This window comes from Stenotrophomonas maltophilia group sp. RY12688 (assembly GCF_052149045.1).
Lineage (GTDB): Bacteria > Pseudomonadota > Gammaproteobacteria > Xanthomonadales > Xanthomonadaceae > Stenotrophomonas > Stenotrophomonas sepilia.
Genome location: NZ_CP197389.1, coordinates 1695679 through 1713474, shown reverse-complemented (window position 1 = coordinate 1713474; position 17796 = coordinate 1695679). Strand labels below are relative to the sequence as shown.

Sequence of the window (17796 nt, the reverse complement as noted above, 5' to 3'; positions counted from 1 at the left end):
TAGCCGACGCTACAGCCAGCGTGGCACGCGATGACGGTACTGCGCGTACGCCTCGGGAAAGCGGACCATCAGTGCCCGCTCCTCCGGCAGGATCTGCAGCCAAGTGATGTACGCCAGGAACAGCGGCACCACCAGCAGCGCGATCAGGTTCTGCAGGTACACCATGGCACCAAACAGGACCAGCGCCTGGCCGAGATACATCGGGTTTCGGGTGCGGCGATAGATTCCGCTGGTAACCAGCGCGCTCGACGCCGAAGGTCGCAGAGGATTGACGGTGGTACCGGCGCGTCGGAAAGAGATCTTGGGCAGCAAGTTGAGCACGACACCCAGCGTCACCGTCACCCCTGCCAGCAGAACCGGCACCGGCACCCGAAGGTGCAAACCCGGCCACAGCCAGCGTGCTGCAAAGCCCATAGCGGCGAACAGCAGCATTACCACGGGCGGGGGAATACGGGTTTCCAGCCAGACCATCGCGATCACCGTGTCCTTTCCATTGGCCGCAGTGTCACACGGGAATGGCTGAATCACCCAAGGCGGCCAGGCCCAAACCGACCGTCCGGTCTATTCCGCTTTGACAGGCCCACCGCTAGAGTGGCGCCACCGCGCAGGAGCATCGCATGGCTACCACGGGCTTGGGCTTCATCGGCCGCACGACCCTCATCATCACCGTGCTGCTCACCCTGGGCGGCTGCGCGACGCTGCGCCAGTTCGGGCCGTCGGTGCAGGTTGCCTCGGTCACGCCCGGCCAGTACATCGCGCTCAAGCGCGGTGACATCCTGACCTCCGGCAAGCTCAGCGCGGCGACCATTGAGACCCTGCGCGTGGCCGGGCTCGATGAGGGCGTCTGTGCCAAGCCCGGCCTGCCCTGCATCGAGGCCATGGAAAGCAGCATCGTGGTGCGCGAGGAAGACAAGCGCTCCAGCCTGGCCGAGTTGTGGCTGCAGTATGCGATGACCCTGCCGGCGCCAAAGCGCGAGTACTCGGCATCCGGCCGCGCCAAGACCGCAGTCACCGAGCTGGATGCCGACTTCCATCCACGCCTCGATGCGTGGATGCAGGTCGCGCGCCAGGCCTATGCCTATCTGTTCTTCACCGAGCGCACCGCCAACCAGCGTGGTTTCGAAGACCGCCAGACCCAGGTGCGCGACTACTACAACCTGGCGGTGCAGGAAGCCTCGGTGCAGCTGTACAACGCGTATGCCACCGGGCGCGTGCACGGCCAGGCCAGCCATTTCCAGCTGGGCCGCTGGACCTTCGTGCTGGCCCCTTCAGACCAAGCATCGGCGCTGGACCAGCGTACCCCCAGCGAGCTGGTACCCGCCGCCTCGCTGTCGTTCACCGGTACGCTGCGCAGCGTGCATCGCCGCGATGGCTTCGGTGCCGAGCTGGTGGCGGTGATGGATGACCCGGCCGGCAGCACGGCCACCACGCTTCGGGCAGCGGCGCAGGCAACGCAGGCCAGCACTTCGGCCACGCAGAGCTGGAGCGAGATGCCCTCGCCATCGATGACGGTGCTGCTGCGCTTCTCGGGGAACAACCTGTGGGAGGTGCTGCACGATGACGAGCCGGAGCTGGAGATCCACGATCCCTACCAGGTTTCGGAAGTGACCCTGCACGGCCAGCAGGTGCCACTGGCGGCCAACTTCACTGCCGGCTATGCGCTGTGGCTGGCCCGCTCCAACTTCAGCCGACAGTCGTTGCGCACGCTGTTCGGTGGCAAGGGCGGCATCGACACGCCGCATCTGTACATGATGCAGCCCTACGACCCGAACCGCCGCGTGCTGCTGATGATCCATGGCCTGGCCAGCAGTCCGGAAGCCTGGGTCAACGTGGCCAACGAACTGCTGCGCGACGACGAGATCCGCCGGGAGTTCCAGGTCTGGCAGTTCTATTACCCGACCAACATGCCCATCGCGATGAGCCACGATGCGATGCGCCACACGCTGGCTGAAGCGTTCAAGCACTTCGACCCCAGCGGCAAGGCGCAGGCCTCGCATGACATGGTGCTGGTGGGGCACAGCATGGGCGGGGTGATCGCACGGTTGATGATCTCCTCCTCCGGCGACCACCTGGTCGACACCCTGCTGGCCACCGCGCAGATGACGCCCGCCCAGCGCGAACTGCTGCGCACCAAAGGCGCACCGGTGCTGACCTTCCTGCCAGAACCGGAAGTGTCCCGCGTGGTGTTCATCGCCACGCCGCATCGCGGTACCGACGTGGCCGGCACCCGCCTCGGCCGGTGGATCGGCCGGCTGGTGCGGTTGCCACTGACCGTGCTGGAAGACGTCGCCACCCTCGCCAACGACGGCCAGATCGACCGCAATGACGGCAAGCACGGCTACCAGATGAACAGCATCCAGAACCTGGACAAGGACGACCCGTTCGTCCGCGCCGTGGCTGACCTGCCGATGTCACCGAAGGTGCACTACCACTCGATCATCGCCCGCGCCAAGGCCGATGGCCCACTTGAGAAGACCGATGACGGGCTGGTGCCCTACTGGAGTTCGCACCTGCCGCACGCGGATTCGGAGAAGGTGATCGTGTCCGGACACAGCGTGCAGGAAGCTACGCCGGCCATCGTCGAGCTGCGGCGGATCCTGCATGAGGACATGCAGGCACACGGGCGAACGGGAAAGTAAGCCGCCGTCCCGACAGATCAGGCACTGGCCGTACGCCGCGAGAACGTGCCATGCAGCGCCGCCGGAATCGCAAAGCCCTCCATGCGCACCTCGGGCCGATAGTCGGCGCTGGGGGTGAAGCGGAACTCGCGTGCCAGCAGCGCGCACAGCAATACCAGCTGTGCATTGCCGACCGCCGATCCCACGCACGAGCGCGTGGGGAAGCCGTAAGGCACATAGATGCCGGCGGTGCGCTTTCGCCGCTCGGGCAGCCAGCGATCGGGATCGAACTGCAGCGGGTCATCCCAGTATTTCGCCGAGCGATGCTGGATGAACGAGCTCAGCTCGAATACCGTGCCCTCGGCGATGGCCTGCCCTTCCACCTGCAGATCGCAGGCGGCCACCCGACGGTTGTTGAAGGGCGTGGAATACAGCCGCATCACTTCCTTCAGGAAGCGCATCGTGCAGGGAATCCTGGCCATCGGCAGCGCGTGGATCTCCGCCTCCGAGAGCGGCGCGAATTCCTCCTCGATGCGCTGGCGCCAGTGTGGATGCATCTGCATCGCCAGCAGCAGGCAGGCGGCCATCATGCCGGGCACGCCGGAAATGGCGATCAGCTGCACGGTGACCAGGTAGGTGACCTTGTCCAGGCCGATGCGCTCTCGCAGGCTCAGCAATGACTGCGCGTAATCCAGCGCCGAACGTCCGCTGCGGACACGGTGCTTGAGTTCCGCGGCAATCGCCCGTGATTCGGCACGGCCGATGAGGAAGTTGCGCAGCAGGTGGCGCCGATGGATGACCTGCTCGACCTGGGTGGTGTAGCGCAGATGCAGGGCGCGTTCGATGGCTGCGGTGCCGCGGGCATCGAGCCCGTCGATCACCAGCGGGATCAAGGGATGGGCCATCACTTTCCACACCGCCGGCGTGGCATCCAGCGCATGGCCGCACACCCCATCCAGAGCTTGCCTCATGCGCGACTGCAGTGCCTCCAGGGTCTGTGCTCCGGTGAGCTCAGCACTACGGGTGGCGATCAGGCTGCGCACGTCGGTCCAGCGCACGCGCTCGTGACGGCGGAACAGGTCGGCCAGCGACTCGACGACGTACAGCTGCTCGGAATTTTCCTTGTCGACCTTGCCGGCAAGCTCCGGGCAGAACACCCCGATTCCACCGGTTTCCAGCTTCAGCACAGGCCCTTCGCGCTCCACGCGCGCAGCCAGGCGCTCGGCAGCAATGGCGCTGCCTTCATTCGACATCCCTTGCATGCAGTGCGTCTCCGGCAGGAAGGGACTCGAAAGACGAGTCCCTTCGTCTTGCTACCGCTCAATCGCGGGTTTGGCTGGCAGGATCAGAATTCGACCCACAGCGGCCAGGTATTCCACACGCTGCTCTTTTCGTTCGGATGAATATTCAGAGTGACGCGCAATGCTCGGGCGAATCTTTTCATTTTCATTCCTTTGCTTGCTGTGTGGTTATGCCGGGATTATCCCGGCACTAGCTAGATAACACGACATAATCCCACTGTCCAACCGGCCGGGTGGCGCGCTGCAGCATCCGGGTTGCGGCCGATTGAGGGGAATCCCTCATCGCGCCTGCGCACGCAGCCTCCTATGCTGGGCTCACTTTCCCCCAACGGAGGTCTGCATGAACACGCAAGAGCCCAGCCGCCAGCCCAGCCCCGATCCGGCCGAGCGCGATGCCTTCTTCCCGTCGCCGTATTCGCTGTCGCAGTTCACCTCGCCCAAGAGCGACCTGTCCGGCGCCGACTATCCGGATGCGCGGCGCGATGGCCGCTGGAAGGTGCTGATGATCGCCGCCGACGAGCGCTATCTGCCGACCGCCAATGGCCACCTGTTCTCCACCGGTAACCATCCGGTGGAAACCCTGCTGCCGATGTACCACCTGGACAAGGCCGGCTTCGACATCGACGTGGCGACGCTGTCCGGCAACGCCGTCAAGTTCGAATGGTGGGCCTTCCCACACGAGGACAGCGAGATCGGCGCCCTGTACGAACGCTACCAGGAACGCTTCCGCCAGCCGTTGCAGCTGGATCAGGTGGTGGCCGGCCTGGGCGCCGATTCGGACTACGCCGCCGTCTTCATTCCCGGTGGGCACGGCGCGTTGATCGGCCTGCCGGAGAGCGCGGCGGTGAAGGCCGCGCTGCAATGGGCCATGGCCGAGCAGCGCCACATCATCACCCTCTGCCATGGCCCGGCGGCGCTGCTGGCGGCGGGCGTCGACGACGCCGAGGGTGCCTCGCTGTTCCGTGGCTACCGCATCTGTGCCTTCCCCGACGCAATGGACCGGCAGACACCGGGGATCGGCTACATGCCCGGGCAGCTGCGTTGGTTCTTCGGTGAACGGCTGGCCCAGCAGGGGGTGCAGATCGTCAATGAGGGCATCGATGGCAGCGTGCTGCAGGATCGCCTGCTGCTGACCGGCGACAGTCCGCTGGCCGGCAACGCGTTGGGCAAGCTGGCCGCGCGTACGCTGCTCGATGCGCTGGCGGGGCGCTGAGCCAATGCCTGCGCTGGTGCCCGCGCTGCTGGAACTGGAACAGGCGCGGTCATTGCCGGCGGTGGGCGGCGTGCTGCGCGCCGCCGCCTCACCCTTGGGCTACGACCGCCTGTTGGTGTTTGCCACCGGAACCGGGCTGGAGCGCGGCGCACAGCGCGTGTACTGGATCGAAGGTGACTGGTTCGACGACGGCAGCGCCACCGGGCTCGCCCGCTACCTGCACGCCTGCCCGGTCAACCGCCATGTACTGGACAGCACTGCGCCGTTCTTCTGGAGCAAGCGCCAGGGCGTGCGCGGCGAACGCTATGTGGTGGTGAAGCAGCCGCGCGGCGATGGCCTGCATGGGCTGCAGGTTCCAGTGTTCGGCCCGACCGGTCTGGAAGGCGCGGTCAGCTTCGCCGGCACCTCGATTGATGCGTCCGCCAGCGCGCGCCTGCTGCTTGAAATGGTCGGCACGTCAGTCTTCCGCGCGGCGCGGCGGCTTGCCGAAGCACCGGTCGACACCCGCGCGGGCGCGCTGAGCGCACGCGAACGCGAGGTGCTGCGCTGGGTCGCCGCTGGACGGCGCCAGGCAGAGATAGCGGCCACGCTGGGGCTGTCTGCGCGCACGGTTGAGAACCACCTGCGGCGAGCGCGGCAACGACTGGGCGTGGCCACCACCGCGCAGGCAGTGCGCGCGGCAGGCCGCCGTGGCGAGATTGAAGATTGATCAGGATGGAGGCACTTCCTGCTGCCTGATCAGCGTGCGGCATACGCCCTGTGCATCTGCGCGATTGCAGAAGGCAGGCGACGGGATGAGCTACGACCCGTGATCGCCGGTGCGCGGTCCACCGGGCGGGACGTTCATCGCCCGCCCGGCATCCGCGAGCCACCCATCCCTGCATAACGCTGCCCTCGCATTCGTGGCATGCTCTGTGAAACCGTTTTCATGGAATGGAGGGATTCCACGATGTTGTCGCGTTTCCGTCGCCCCGCGCTGTCTGCGCTGCTGGCGCTTGCCCTGCCTCTGACCAGCGCCTGGGCCGCAGCCCCTGCGCCGTTGAAGGTGATGTCGTTCAATGTGCGCACCCCGGCCGATACCGAACCCGGCAAGCGCTGGCCCGACCGTCGCGATGCGATGGTGAAGGTCATCCTCGACGCGCACCCAGCGGTGATCGGTACCCAGGAGCTGGTGCAGGAGCAGGCCGATTACCTTGCCCAGCACCTGCCCGGATACCGCTGGTTCGGCGAGGGCCGCCGCGGCGGCAGCGGCGACGAGCACATGGGCGTGTTCTACGACAGCAAGGTGCTGGCGATCGAGGAATCAGGCAACTTCTGGCTGTCTGATACGCCCGATGTGCCCGGCAGCATCACCTGGGGCAACCTGTATCCACGCATGGTCACCTGGGCGCTGTTCCGCCGCATCGATGACGGCCGCCGCTTCTATTTCATGGATACCCACCTGCCCTACCGCGACGAGGACGAACCACGCCGGGTGAAGGGTGCCGAGCTGATCGGCAGGCGCGTGGCCGGCCTGGCGGCCGACCTGCCGGTGGTGCTGACCGGTGACTTCAACAGCGAACCCGGCGGCGACACCTACAAGGCATTCACCCGCGTACTGCACGACACCCGTGCCCAGGTGAAGACACCGCAGGGCCCGCGACTGACCTTCCACGATTTCACTGGCAAGGCCACCGCGCAGCTGGACTGGGTGCTGGTGCGCGGTTTCCGCGCGCGCAGCTTCCTGACCGATGACCGCCGCATCGATGGCGTGCTGCCATCGGATCATTTCCCGCTGGTGGTCGAACTGGACTGGCCGAAGCACTGACCCCGCACGGCAGCCGCAGCTACAGCGGCGGCTGCCGCGACAGCAGGCGATACAGGGCCTGATGCTGATCGCGCGCCTGGCAGATGCGGGCCCCTATCGCCAGGAACACGGCGACGCCGATCAGGCCCAGCCCCAGCATCGAATCCTGCAGGCGCAGGAAACCGACCGCTGCGGCCATCGTCGCCAGCACCAGCAGCACCACGACCGCCACTGACAGACCCGCACCCGGTGGACCCGGATCGCCGAACAACATCCGTTGGGTATCCCGCCTTCCGTCCGCCATTGCCTGTCCTCCCGAGTGCCTGACCCACTAGTTACACGGCGAGCCCGCAATCCGGCAGAGTCAGAAACGTCACGAAGGTGAAGACGTACGCGGAATGCACCGCGCTACCCTGCCGCGTACCCCTCGAACTGCGGAGCAGCACATGGCACACCAGAGCCGGCTGGCAGGATTCATCATCGACTGCCAGGACCTTCCCGCCGACGAAGGCGCCCGTTTCTGGGCCGCCGCGCTCGGTCTGCAGGCACAGGCGGCGCGTGCCGAAGGGGGCGCCGAGTATGCCGACCTGCTGGGCGCACCGGCGGGCCTGGACGTTGAAGTCCAGCGGGTCGATCACCCGTCACGGGTGCATCTGGACATCGAGAGCGACGACATCGATGCCGAGGCCGACCGCCTGGAGAAGCTCGGCGCGCGACGGATAGGCTTCGTCAAGCGCTGGTGGGTGATGGAAGCACCGACCGGCCATCGCTTCTGCATCGTGCGCATGCGCGAGCGCGAGGTGCCGGCCAATCAGTGGCCCTGAAAGAGCAAGGGGACGGAAGCCACGGCCTCCGTCCCCCCGGCGTCAGGGCACCTGCGCCACGCTCGGTTGCTGCGGTGATTGCCCCCAGCCGCCCAGCGCCTTGTACACGCCCACCACGCTGACGTTGACCTCGGACTCGGCCGCCGCCAACGCATCATCGGCTGCCAGCTGCGTGCGCTGCGCATCCAGCAGGGTCAGGAAGTCCTCCGAGCCCTCGCGATAACGGATCTGCGCCAGCGATTCGGCACGCCGTGCCGCCTGCGCCTGCTCGACCACGATCGCCAACCGTGCCTGCTGCTTGGAATAGCGGGTCAGCGCGTTCTCGGTGTCTTCCAGGGCCAGCAGTACCGCCTGCTCATACTGCGCGGCCACGCCTTCGGCTTCAGCCTTGCTGGCGCGCAGGCGTGCACGCACGGTGCCGAAGTCGAATGCCGCCCAGGTCAGCGATGGGGTCAGCGACCAGGCCTTGTTGTTGCCATTGACCAGGCCGCTGGCATCGCCACCGAGGAACCCGACGAAGCCGGACAGCGACAACCGCGGGAACAGGTCCGCCGTGGCCACGCCCACGCGTGCGGTCGCAGCCGCCAGGCGACGCTCGGCCACGCGCACGTCGGCACGCTGGCGCAGCAGTTCGCGGGTATCGCCCAGCGGCAGTGCCTTGGCGAAGGCCGGTACGTCGTGCGGCGCGAGCATGTCAGTCAGCACTTCCGGGCGCTGGCCGAGCAGCACGGCCAGCCGGTTGCGCGACTGCGCCTCGGCCACTTCCAGCAACGGGATGTCAGCCTCGATCGCCTTCAGGCGGGCACGGCTGCTCTGCACATCCAGCTCGCTGCCTGCGCCCAGCTGCCAGCGTGCCTCGGTCAGCTTCTGCGTATCGCGCAGGTTTTCCAGCGTGTGCTGGGCCACCGCGATGCGCTTCTGCGTACCGCGCAGCTCGAAGTAGTTGCGTGCCACTTCAGCGGCGATCAGGACCTGCGCATCGGCCAGGTTGGCCTGCTCGGCACCGAGGTCGGCGCGTGCGGCTTCAGCAGCACGGCGCTTGCGGCCGAACAGATCCAGCTCCCAGCCGGCGTCGAAGCCGAGCTGGTAGCTTTCACTGAACACCCGCTGCCCACCCAGCTGCGGATCGGGTTGCTTGCGGCGGTCGTAGCTGCCGCCAGCGGTGACGTGCGGAGCCTGGTCGAGGCGGCTTTCCACGAATACCGCGCGGGCCTGGCTGACGCGGGCCACGGCCACGCGAAGGTCCAGGTTGTCCGACAGTGCGCCGTGCACCAGCTGTTCCAGCACCGGATCATCGAACTGCGCCCACCAGCTGGCGACCGGCGAAGCGGTACTGAACACCGGCTGCTGTGCACACTGCAGGACCACCGGTTCCTGCACCGGGGCCTTGTAATTCGGGCCGACGCTGACACAGCCCGCCAGCACCAGGCTGGAGACGGCCATCGCCAACGTGCGGATCACCATGGCAGCACCTCGCCCAGGTAGGTGAAGCTGCCGCTGGCGCCGGATTCACCGATCAACGCCATTTCCACGCTGGAACGTGCGCCTTCGCTGATTTCGATTTCGCCGTTGCCGCCGTTCATGTCGGTCTTCACGTAACCCGGATGCACGGTGTTGACCTTGATCGGGGTATTGCGCAGTTCGTAGGCCAGACTCAAGGTCCAGCTGTTCACCGCCGCCTTGGAGGCATTGTAGGCCGGGATCTTGAAATCGTAGATGCCCGACGCCGGGTCGGCGTGCAGGGTCTGCGAGCCGAGCATGCTCGATACGTTGACGATGCGCCCGGACTTGGCCTGCTTGACCAGCGGCAGGAAGGCCTGGGTGACCGCCACCAGCGCATACACGTTGGTGTCGAAAGTGCGCTTCCAGGTATCGAGTGACTGTTCCGACGGTGCCTGCACCGGGTTCTCGATCATGATGCCGGCGTTGTTGACCAGGATGTCGAGACGACCATGGCGCTGGCGCACCTGCTCGACCGCTTCGGCGATGCTGGCCGCGTCGGTCACGTCCAGTTGCAGGGCTTCGACCGGCAGGCCTTCAGCCTGCAGCTTCAGTGCCAGCTCCACGGCGGTCTCACGCTTGCGACCGGCCAGCAGCGTGTGCACGCCAGCCTGGGCCAGCTGGCGCACAGTTTCCAGGCCGATGCCACGGGTGGCGCCGGTGACCAGCGCGATCTTGTTCTGATGGGTGTTCATGGATGCATGCCTTGTGAGGGGAAAGCCGCCACCGGCCAATGACCGGCGGCGACGGGGTTCCATATCAGTGGTGGATGGTCGGCTCGCCGTGCTGCACCAGCTGTCCACCACCGTTGCGGGTGACGAACTTGCGCAGGGCCACGTAGAACACCGGGGTAAGGAACAGGCCGAACAGGGTCACGCCCAGCATGCCGGCGAACACGGTGATACCGGTCACCGAGCGCACTTCGGCGCCTGCACCGTGCGACAACACCAGCGGCACGGTGCCGGCGATGAACGCGATGGAGGTCATCACGATCGGGCGCAGACGCAGGCGGCAGGCTTCCAATGCCGCTTCAACGATGCCCTTGCCGCCCATCTCCAGCTCTCTGGCGAATTCGACGATCAGGATCGCGTTCTTGCACGCCAGGCCCATCAGCACCACCAGGCCGACCTGCACGAACACGTTATTGTCACCACCGGTCAGCCACACGCCGAACAGCGCGGACAGCAGGGTCATCGGCACGATCAGGATCACCGCCAGCGGCAGCGACCAGCTCTCGTACAGCGCGGCCAGCACCAGGAAGGCCAGCATGATCGCCACCGGGAACACGATGAAGGCGGCCTTGCCCTGGGTTGCCTGCTGGTAGCTCAGGTCGGTCCATTCGGTGGTCATGCCCACCGGCAGCACCTTGGCGGCGATCTCGGTCAGCTTGGTCATCGCCTCGGCCGAGGACAACAGGCGCGGGTCGGCTTCACCGGCCAGGTCCGCTGCCGGATAGCCATTGAAGCGCAGCACCGGGTCCGGGCCGAAGGTCTGCTTGATGGTGACCATCGAACCGATCGGCACCATTTCGCCGCGGTCGTTGCGGGTCCGCAGCTTGCCGATGTCTTCGACCGTCTCGCGGTACGGACCATCGGCCTGGGCGATCACCTGCCAGGTGCGGCCGAACTGGTTGAAGTCGTTGACGTAGGCCGAACCCAGGTAGGTCTGCAAGGTGTCGAACAGCTCGGTGAGCTGCACGCCCTGTGCCTTGGCCTTGACGCGGTCCACCTCGGCATCGAGCTGCGGCACGTTGGCCTGGTAGCTGGAAATCGGGAAGGCCATGCCCGGGGTCTGCGCGACGGTGCCCTGCATGGCCTGCACCGCATTCTGCAGCGCGCCGTAACCCAGGTTGCCGCGGTCCTCGATGAACATCTGGTAGCCGTTGCCGTTGCCCAGGCCGAGGATCGGCGGCGGCATCATCGCGAAGGCAAAGCCTTCCTGCAGGCCCGCGATCTTCTGGTTGATCTCGGCATTGATCTGCGCAGCGGTACGGCCATGACGCTCGGCGAACGGCTTGAGCGGAATGAACGCCACGCCGGTGTTGGGCGTGTTGGTGAACTGCAGCGCGTTCAGGCCCGGGAACGAGATGGTGTGGGCCACGCCGTCGGTTTCCTGGGCGATCTTGGCCACCTTGCGCAGCATTTCATCGGTGCGCGCGATCGACGAGCCCTCCGGCAGCTTCACGCCGGCGATCAGGTACAGCTTGTCCTGGGTCGGGATGAAGCCCGGCGGCACCAGCTTGAAGATCACGCCGGTACCGACCAGCAGGATCGCGTAGACCACGAACACCGCACCGCGGCGGCCGAGGATGCGGGCCACGCCACGCTCGTATTTCTCCGAGCTGGACTTGAAGAAGCGGTTGAACGGACGGAACACCCAGCCGAACAGGCGGTCGATCAGGCGGCTCGGGCCGTCCTTCGGCGCACCATGGGCCTTCAGCAGGCGCGCGGCCAGGGCCGGCGACAGGGTCAACGAGTTGATCGCCGAGATCACCGTGGAAATAGCGATGGTGACAGCGAACTGCTTGTAGAACTGGCCGGTGACACCGGACAGGAAGGCCATCGGCACGAACACGGCACACAGCACCAGCGCGATCGCCACGATCGGGCCGGACACTTCGCGCATGGCCTGGTGGGCTGCGGCGGTGGGTGACAGGCCTTCCTCGATGTTGCGCTCGACATTCTCCACCACCACGATCGCGTCGTCGACCACGATGCCGATCGCCAGCACCAGGCCGAACAGGCTCAGCGTATTGATCGAGAAGCCCAGCAGGTACAGCGCGGCGAACGTACCCACCACCGACACCGGCACCGCGATCAACGGAATGATCGACGCACGCCAGGTCTGCAGGAACAGGATCACGACCAGCACCACCAGGGCGATCGCTTCCAGCAGCGTGGAAACCACGGCCTTGATCGAGTCGCGCACGAAGATGGTGGTGTCATACACCGCTTCGTACTTCACATCGGCCGGCATGGTCTTCTGCATCTCGTCCATCGTCGAGATGACCTGATCGCGGATTTCCAGCGCGTTGGCACCCGGCGACTGGAAGATACCGATACCCACCGCGTTCTTGCCGTCCAGCTGCGAGCGCAGGGTGTAGTCGCCCGCACCCAGTTCCAGGCGGGCCACGTCGGACAGGCGCACGATCTCGCCATCGGTGCCGCTCTTGAGCACGATGTCGCCGAATTCCTTTTCGGTCTTCAGACGGCCCTGGGCATTGATCAGGGTCAGGAACTTGCTGTCCGGCAGCGGTTCGGCGCCGAGCTGGCCGGCCGAAACCTGCACGTTCTGCTCGCGCATGGCGCGCACCACGTCGCTGGCGGTCAGGCCGCGCGAAGCCACCTTGTCCGGGTCCAGCCAGGCACGCATGGCGTAGTCGCCGCCACCGAAGATCTGCGCGTCACCCACGCCCGGAATACGCGCCAGCGCATCCTTGACGTGCAGGCGCGCGTAGTTGCGCAGGTACAGGGTGTCGTACTTGCCTTGCGGCGAGGTCAGGTGCACCACCATCAGGAAGGTCGGCGACTGCTTCTGCGTGGTCACGCCCTGCCGGCGCACGTCCTCGGGCAGGCGCGCCTGCGCCTGCGCCACGCGGTTCTGCACCTTCACCGCCGCTGCGTCCGGGTCCGTGCCCGGGCGGAAGGTGACGGTCATCTGCAGCACGCCGTCCGAGCCGGCCACCGACTTCAGGTACATCATGCCTTCGACGCCGTTGATGGCCTCTTCGAGCGGTGTGGCGACGGTCTCGGCAATGACCTTGGGGTTGGCGCCCGGATAGACCGTGCGCACGACCACCGACGGCGGCACCACTTCGGGGTACTCGCTGATCGGCAGGATTGGAATCGTGATCAGGCCTGCGGCGAAGATCACGATCGACAGCACCGCCGCGAAGATCGGCCTGTCGATGAAGAAACGGGAAAAGTCCATGGAGGAATTCCTGGGAAAGGCATTCGGCGGGCAACAGCCACCCTGCCCCTCGTCGATACGACGAAGGCAGGGAAGGCTGCCGCTGGCGCCGGCAGCTAAGCGGGGACGCGGATCAGGAGCGGGCGGATCAGTGGTTCAGCGCAGCGGTGGCATCACGGCCAGGTGCCGGCGCAGCCTGCGGCTGCATCGCCACGGCCTTGGCCTGCACCGGCATGCCCGGCATGAAGACCTTCTGCACGCCGTCGATGATCACCTTGTCTCCTGCCGCCAGGCCGTGCTCGACGATACGCAGGCCTTCAGCGGTGCGGCCAAGCTGGATGTCGCGGCGCTGGGCCTTGCCATCCTTGTCGACAACGTACACATACTTGCGGTCCTGGTCGGTCAGCACGGCCTTGTCATCGATCAGCAGCGCCTGGAACTGGCCGCTGCCAAGCAGCTGCACGCGGGCGAACAGGCCCGGCGTGAACTGGCGATCGGCGTTGTCCAGCAGCGCACGGACGCGGATGGTCCCGGTACTGCGGGCCACCTGGTTGTCGAGGAAGTCGACCTTGCCGGTGTGCGGGTAGCCTTCTTCACCGGACAGGCCGACCTTCACCGGCAGCGCGCTGTCACGCTCGCTCGGGCGCTCGCCCTTGCGTGCCATCTGGGCGTAGCGCAGGAAGGTGCTTTCGTCAGCATCGAAGTAGACGAACACCGTGTCCAGCGAGACCAGCGTGGTCAGCACGCTGGCGCTGTCGCCGGCGGTGACCAGGTTGCCGGCGGTGACCATCGCGCGGCCGGCACGGCCGTCGATCGGTGCCCGTACCTTGGTGAACTCAAGATTGAGGCGGGCTGCATCCAATGCTGCCTGCGCGGCCTGCACGGCGGCGCCGGACTGGTCGGCAGCCGCACGGCGCTGCTCGGCGGTCTCGGTGGAGATCGCCTGCTGCTCGGACAGCCGCTTGGCGCGCTCGGACTCGCTGCGGGCCAGCGTGGCCTGGGTACGGGCGCGGGCCAGTTCGGCGGCCGCCCGATCGTACTCGGCCTGGTAACTGCGCGCGTCGATGGTGAAGAGCACTTCGCCCTTCTTCACTTCCTGGCCTTCGACGTAGTTGACCTTGTCGATGTAACCGGACACGCGCGGACGCAGTTCAACGCTCTGCACCGCTTCGACGCGGCCACTGAACTCGTCCCACTGGCTGACCTGCTTGACCAGTACCGGCGCGGCGCTGACCTGCGGCGGCGGCGGTGCACCGGCTTCTTCGGCATGGCCGCCGCTGCAGGCTGCAAGCACGGCCGCGGCGAGGATCGACACGCCGGCCATCGCAATGCGATGTCCGAAACGATGTGGGGTGGTATTGGGGGAAGTCATGGCATGCATCCGTACGGAGGGGTGGTACAGCGATATGGGAACGTGTTGCAAAAATCGGCGGCGAATACTGCGACCTCAACCATGGTCGAGGTCAAGCGATGCCTGCGGTGTCGCGCCAAAGCGGAGGAACTTCCAGGTGCAGCAGGCCACGCGGCAATTCGGCATCGCTGCTGTCGCAGCGGACGATGGCGCGGTTGTCGCGGCACCCATCAAGCAGGGAGACCACACGACGACCGACCAGCAGCGAGCTGGGCCACTCGATGCAGGCATTGGCCGCGTTGGCCGGGGTACACACCGGGCTGCAGACTTCCAGCATCTGCGCGCGCACGCCCAGCGCCTGCGCTTCCTGGTGCACAACCTGCGCGTACATGCGCAGTGCGGCGGTGGTGATCGAGGTCTCGCCGTAGCCCGCCCAGGGCTTGGCGTTGGCCGGGCTGCCGATCATCACGTAGCGGCGCGCATGCACGTTGTCCTGCAACAGCGGCAGCAGGTGGCGCACGGCGTGCACGTGCGGCATCAGGTCGGCCTGCATCGCGCCCAGCAGCTCATCGCCGTTGCGGTCGATCACCCGGCCGCGACGGTAGGGGCCACCCATTGCCGCGATCACCGCCGCCAGCGGACGCGGGCGCTGCGCGATGCGCTCGGCCAACGCGCGTGCCGAGCCGTCGTCGCTGAGCGAGCCCAGCAGCGTCTCCAGTCCGGGCTCATCCGCGAACTGCTCGTGCAGCGCGGCCAGCCGGCCCGGATCGCGGCCAACCACCAGCACCGGGCTGCCGGCTTCCAGCAACGCGCCGACCACGCCCTGGCCGACGGCACCGGTACCGCCAAGGACCAGGACTTCGGGCGTCAGTATCCCATTCACGGGACATTTCCTCCCAAATCCGGGATAGTCCCAATTCGACGCAGGCGGTCGCCCTTGTGCGGGACCATGCGGATGGCACCGCCACGCTGCTGACGCATGGGCGCGGTAAACTCACGAAAGTCCTTGTGTACCAAGGAACTCGGACGGGCTTCGACGGTCATCGCCAGGTCCAGGGTGTTCTGGCCGGCGTTCCGGAGTCGAGCAAGAATGTTGCGCAGGCTCATGGCGGACGGGCTCCAATTAACGAATGGCGCCACGATAGACCTCAAACCTTTACTTGATTAGTCCTGATTAAGGGGAATAATCATCCCGCTCCCGGTCCAATCGTTCTGTCACGATTGTCCCATCCCCGACGTCCAGGATCCCCGACCATGTCCCACGATCTCAACGAGACGCTGATCTTCGTCAAAGTGGTCGAGCAAGGCAGCTTCATTGCCGCTGCCAAATCGCTCGGCCTGCCCAAGACCACGGTCAGCCGCAAAGTGCAGGAGCTGGAAACGCGCCTGGGCGCGCGCCTGCTGCACCGGACCACGCGCCGCCTCGGCCTGACCGAAGCCGGTTCGATCTATCACGAGCACTGCCAGCGCATCGCGCGCGAGCTGGAAGAAGCGGAGAGCGCGGTGAGCCAGCTGCAGTCCGGCCCGCGCGGCTGGCTGCGCTTCACTGTGCCCTACTCGATCGGCATCACCTGGATTGCGCCACTGCTGGGCCAGTTCCATGCGCAGTATCCAGAGATCCGCCTGGACATGCACATGGGCAACGAGAAGCTGGACCTGATCGCCGGTGAAGCGGACCTGGCGCTGCGCGTGGGTGCCCTGCCCGATTCCAATCTGGTCGCGCGCAAGCTGGGCAGCCTGCGCACGCAGGTGTTCGCCAGCCCGGCCTACATTGAGCGCTATGGCGAACCGCTGCATCCGGAAGAGCTGCAGTTCCATCGCATCCTGGCGATGCGCAAGCCGTACCACACCGGCAATTCGCCGCGCTTCACCTGGCAGCTGGGCGAGAACGGCGGCGAGCTGCGCGATTTCCCGGTCACCCCGCTGATGACCGCCAACGACATGTCTGCGTTGAATGGTGCATTGGTCTGTGGCGAAGGCCTGCTGCTGACCGGTGATGTGATGGCCAAGCCGTTCGTCGAATCGGGCATGGTGCGCCGCGTGCTGGCCGGCTGGACCGGCCCGGAAGTGGACTTCAATGCCGTGTTCGCCGGCGGCCGCCTGGTCTCGCCGAAGGTGCGTGCGTTTGTCGACTTCCTGGTCGAGAAGCTCAACTTCGATGCCAACTACATGCTGGCGCAGTGCCCCGGCGCGAAGCTGGCACAGCAGCAGAAGGCACAGGAAGATGCCGCGCTGGAAAGCAGTGGCAAGCGGATACTGGAGAAGGTGGCCGCCTCGGCGGCGTAGCCTGCAACAAGAGCGCTTATCCATCTCTTGGTAGATGCCGACCTTGGTCGGCATGGCTTGCAGAGGGAGTCGAGCCCGGCTCGACTCTGCATGCGCTGTCGGCGTGCCGAGCAACGCTCGGCACCCACAAAAATGCCGCCTGCAAGGGCGGCATTTTCGTTCCGGCCGATGGCCGGACCGGCTCAAGCAGTAACGCTACGCGTTATTGCTTGAGCGGAATCACGCGAATCTCGACGCGGCGGTTCTTGGCGCGGCCGGCATCGGTGCTGTTGTCGGCAATCGGGTACGCCTTGCCGGCGCCCAGCGTTTCGATACGCACGCTCTGCACGCCCTGGCCGATCAGGTACTGCGCGACCGAGTCGGCGCGTTCCTTCGACAGGCGATTGTTGACTGCGTCGCTGCCGATGCTGTCGGTGTGGCCAACCACCTCGATCATGGTCTGGTTGTACTCACGCAGCGTACCGGCCACGCCGTTGAGCGAGCCATAGAACTGCGGTTTCAGGGTCGCCTTGCCGAAGTCGAAGGTGATGCCGTCCGGCAGGTTCAGCATGATGTTGTCGCCCTGGCGCTGCACATCGATGCCGGTGTTGGCGGTGCGCTCGCGCAGTGCACGTTCCTGGCGATCCTGGTACTGGCCGACGGCGGCACCGCTGAGTGCGCCGATACCGGCACCGATCAGCGCGTGCTGGCGCCGCTCGGTAGCACTGTCGCCGGTCAGCAGGCCGGCCGCCACGCCGATGGCCGTACCGATCAGCGCGTTGCGGCCGGTCCGGTTCTGCTGTTCGGTCGGGTTGCCGTACTGGTCACTCTGCACATAGGAGCCGCCGGTGGCGCAGGCCGACAGGACGGCCGCACTCATCAGGGCCAGTGCGACGTTGCGGGTGGTGTTGCGGATCATGAGGTTCTCCTTGGTTTCCGGTCGGCCGGCGGCTTGCGGGCGCAGAGAGGATAAACAGCCGAATGCGATGTCGGGATGATGATCCGGTGCGCCGACAGGGCCGCGTTCAG

At 66.3% G+C, this 17796-nt stretch carries 16 protein-coding genes; 6 read left to right on the top strand and 10 right to left on the bottom strand.

Annotation, left to right across the window (positions count from 1 at the left end; genetic code table 11):
- Window positions 1–9: 9 nt before the first annotated feature.
- Window positions 10–471 carry a methyltransferase family protein gene (locus tag ACS0OT_RS08140; protein WP_065179498.1) on the bottom strand — a complete coding sequence of 154 codons (462 nt, stop codon included), beginning with the start codon at window positions 469–471 and terminating at the stop codon, window positions 10–12.
- A gap of 146 nt (window positions 472–617) precedes the next feature.
- Here ACS0OT_RS08140 and ACS0OT_RS08135 point away from each other — a divergent pair, with 146 nt between their 5' ends.
- Entirely contained in the window at window positions 618–2639 is a 2022-nt protein-coding gene (locus ACS0OT_RS08135) for an esterase/lipase family protein (RefSeq protein ID WP_442256203.1), read from the top strand.
- A 17-nt stretch (window positions 2640–2656) separates the two neighbouring features.
- On the opposite strand, the gene ACS0OT_RS08130 is transcribed toward ACS0OT_RS08135, so the two are convergent.
- A complete protein-coding gene (locus tag ACS0OT_RS08130) occupies window positions 2657–3880 on the bottom strand; it encodes a cytochrome P450 (protein ID WP_442256202.1) in 1224 nt (407 codons plus the stop codon).
- 379 nt (window positions 3881–4259) lie between these two features.
- Here ACS0OT_RS08130 and hchA point away from each other — a divergent pair, with 379 nt between their 5' ends.
- From hchA to ACS0OT_RS08115, 3 genes are all read left to right on the top strand, one after another.
- Window positions 4260–5132: a glyoxalase III HchA gene (gene hchA / locus ACS0OT_RS08125; protein ID WP_053499139.1), complete on the top strand. Its 873-nt coding sequence runs from the start codon at window positions 4260–4262 to the stop codon at window positions 5130–5132.
- Window positions 5133–5136: 4 nt separating this feature from the next.
- Window positions 5137–5841 (top strand): PA1136 family autoinducer-binding transcriptional regulator, encoded by a 705-nt coding sequence (locus ACS0OT_RS08120; protein WP_442256200.1) that lies wholly within the window; start codon window positions 5137–5139, stop codon window positions 5839–5841.
- A 240-nt stretch (window positions 5842–6081) separates the two neighbouring features.
- Window positions 6082–6939: an endonuclease/exonuclease/phosphatase family protein gene (locus ACS0OT_RS08115; RefSeq protein ID WP_005416166.1), complete on the top strand. Its 858-nt coding sequence runs from the start codon at window positions 6082–6084 to the stop codon at window positions 6937–6939.
- 19 nt (window positions 6940–6958) lie between these two features.
- Here ACS0OT_RS08115 and ACS0OT_RS08110 read toward each other — a convergent pair whose 3' ends face one another.
- A complete protein-coding gene (locus tag ACS0OT_RS08110) occupies window positions 6959–7222 on the bottom strand; it encodes a hypothetical protein (RefSeq protein ID WP_049414598.1) in 264 nt (87 codons plus the stop codon).
- Window positions 7223–7364: 142 nt separating this feature from the next.
- On the opposite strand from ACS0OT_RS08110, the gene ACS0OT_RS08105 reads away from it, so the two are divergent.
- On the top strand, window positions 7365–7742 hold the full coding sequence (locus tag ACS0OT_RS08105; protein ID WP_005416164.1) for a VOC family protein: 378 nt from the start codon (window positions 7365–7367) through the stop codon (window positions 7740–7742).
- Between the two features lie 42 nt (window positions 7743–7784).
- Here ACS0OT_RS08105 and ACS0OT_RS08100 read toward each other — a convergent pair whose 3' ends face one another.
- The 6 genes from ACS0OT_RS08100 to ACS0OT_RS08075 form a co-directional block, all read right to left on the bottom strand.
- A complete protein-coding gene (locus tag ACS0OT_RS08100) occupies window positions 7785–9206 on the bottom strand; it encodes an efflux transporter outer membrane subunit (protein ID WP_442256195.1) in 1422 nt (473 codons plus the stop codon).
- Window positions 9200–9937: an SDR family oxidoreductase gene (locus ACS0OT_RS08095; RefSeq protein ID WP_442256193.1), complete on the bottom strand. Its 738-nt coding sequence runs from the start codon at window positions 9935–9937 to the stop codon at window positions 9200–9202. Before ACS0OT_RS08095 ends, ACS0OT_RS08100 begins: the two co-directional genes overlap by 7 nt.
- A gap of 64 nt (window positions 9938–10001) precedes the next feature.
- Window positions 10002–13172, bottom strand: a complete 3171-nt coding sequence (locus tag ACS0OT_RS08090) for an efflux RND transporter permease subunit (RefSeq protein ID WP_053499150.1) — start codon at window positions 13170–13172, stop codon at window positions 10002–10004.
- Between the two features lie 127 nt (window positions 13173–13299).
- Window positions 13300–14523 (bottom strand): efflux RND transporter periplasmic adaptor subunit, encoded by a 1224-nt coding sequence (locus ACS0OT_RS08085; protein WP_442256191.1) that lies wholly within the window; start codon window positions 14521–14523, stop codon window positions 13300–13302.
- 91 nt (window positions 14524–14614) lie between these two features.
- The gene (locus ACS0OT_RS08080) at window positions 14615–15385 is read right to left on the bottom strand and encodes an SDR family NAD(P)-dependent oxidoreductase (protein WP_053499154.1); all 771 of its coding nucleotides are present in this window, start codon (window positions 15383–15385) and stop codon (window positions 14615–14617) included.
- On the bottom strand, window positions 15382–15609 hold the full coding sequence (locus ACS0OT_RS08075; RefSeq protein WP_005416158.1) for a hypothetical protein: 228 nt from the start codon (window positions 15607–15609) through the stop codon (window positions 15382–15384). Before ACS0OT_RS08075 ends, ACS0OT_RS08080 begins: the two co-directional genes overlap by 4 nt.
- A gap of 147 nt (window positions 15610–15756) precedes the next feature.
- Here ACS0OT_RS08075 and ACS0OT_RS08070 point away from each other — a divergent pair, with 147 nt between their 5' ends.
- Window positions 15757–16788 carry a LysR family transcriptional regulator gene (locus ACS0OT_RS08070; RefSeq protein ID WP_005416157.1) on the top strand — a complete coding sequence of 344 codons (1032 nt, stop codon included), beginning with the start codon at window positions 15757–15759 and terminating at the stop codon, window positions 16786–16788.
- A 202-nt stretch (window positions 16789–16990) separates the two neighbouring features.
- Here ACS0OT_RS08070 and ACS0OT_RS08065 read toward each other — a convergent pair whose 3' ends face one another.
- Window positions 16991–17686, bottom strand: coding sequence for an OmpA family lipoprotein (locus tag ACS0OT_RS08065; RefSeq protein ID WP_005416156.1), 696 nt, complete (start codon window positions 17684–17686; stop codon window positions 16991–16993).
- Between the last annotated feature and the right edge of the window lie 110 nt (window positions 17687–17796).

Bases quoted from the DNA above. Each gene is read 5' to 3' on its own strand.
- ACS0OT_RS08130 (WP_442256202.1), bottom strand. From the start codon at position 3,880: ATGCAAGGGATGTCGAATGAAGGCAGCGCCATTGCTGCCGAGCGCCTG.
- ACS0OT_RS08090 (WP_053499150.1), bottom strand. From the start codon at position 13,172: ATGGACTTTTCCCGTTTCTTCATCGACAGGCCGATCTTCGCGGCGGTG.
- ACS0OT_RS08065 (WP_005416156.1), bottom strand. From the start codon at position 17,686: ATGATCCGCAACACCACCCGCAACGTCGCACTGGCCCTGATGAGTGCG.
- ACS0OT_RS08105 (WP_005416164.1), top strand. From the start codon at position 7,365: ATGGCACACCAGAGCCGGCTGGCAGGATTCATCATCGACTGCCAGGAC.
- ACS0OT_RS08095 (WP_442256193.1), bottom strand. From the start codon at position 9,937: ATGAACACCCATCAGAACAAGATCGCGCTGGTCACCGGCGCCACCCGT.
- ACS0OT_RS08120 (WP_442256200.1), top strand. From the start codon at position 5,137: ATGCCTGCGCTGGTGCCCGCGCTGCTGGAACTGGAACAGGCGCGGTCA.
- ACS0OT_RS08140 (WP_065179498.1), bottom strand. From the start codon at position 471: ATGGTCTGGCTGGAAACCCGTATTCCCCCGCCCGTGGTAATGCTGCTG.
- ACS0OT_RS08110 (WP_049414598.1), bottom strand. From the start codon at position 7,222: ATGGCGGACGGAAGGCGGGATACCCAACGGATGTTGTTCGGCGATCCG.
- ACS0OT_RS08100 (WP_442256195.1), bottom strand. From the start codon at position 9,206: ATGGTGATCCGCACGTTGGCGATGGCCGTCTCCAGCCTGGTGCTGGCG.
- ACS0OT_RS08135 (WP_442256203.1), top strand. From the start codon at position 618: ATGGCTACCACGGGCTTGGGCTTCATCGGCCGCACGACCCTCATCATC.
- hchA (WP_053499139.1), top strand. From the start codon at position 4,260: ATGAACACGCAAGAGCCCAGCCGCCAGCCCAGCCCCGATCCGGCCGAG.
- ACS0OT_RS08075 (WP_005416158.1), bottom strand. From the start codon at position 15,609: ATGAGCCTGCGCAACATTCTTGCTCGACTCCGGAACGCCGGCCAGAAC.
- ACS0OT_RS08085 (WP_442256191.1), bottom strand. From the start codon at position 14,523: ATGACTTCCCCCAATACCACCCCACATCGTTTCGGACATCGCATTGCG.
- ACS0OT_RS08070 (WP_005416157.1), top strand. From the start codon at position 15,757: ATGTCCCACGATCTCAACGAGACGCTGATCTTCGTCAAAGTGGTCGAG.
- ACS0OT_RS08115 (WP_005416166.1), top strand. From the start codon at position 6,082: ATGTTGTCGCGTTTCCGTCGCCCCGCGCTGTCTGCGCTGCTGGCGCTT.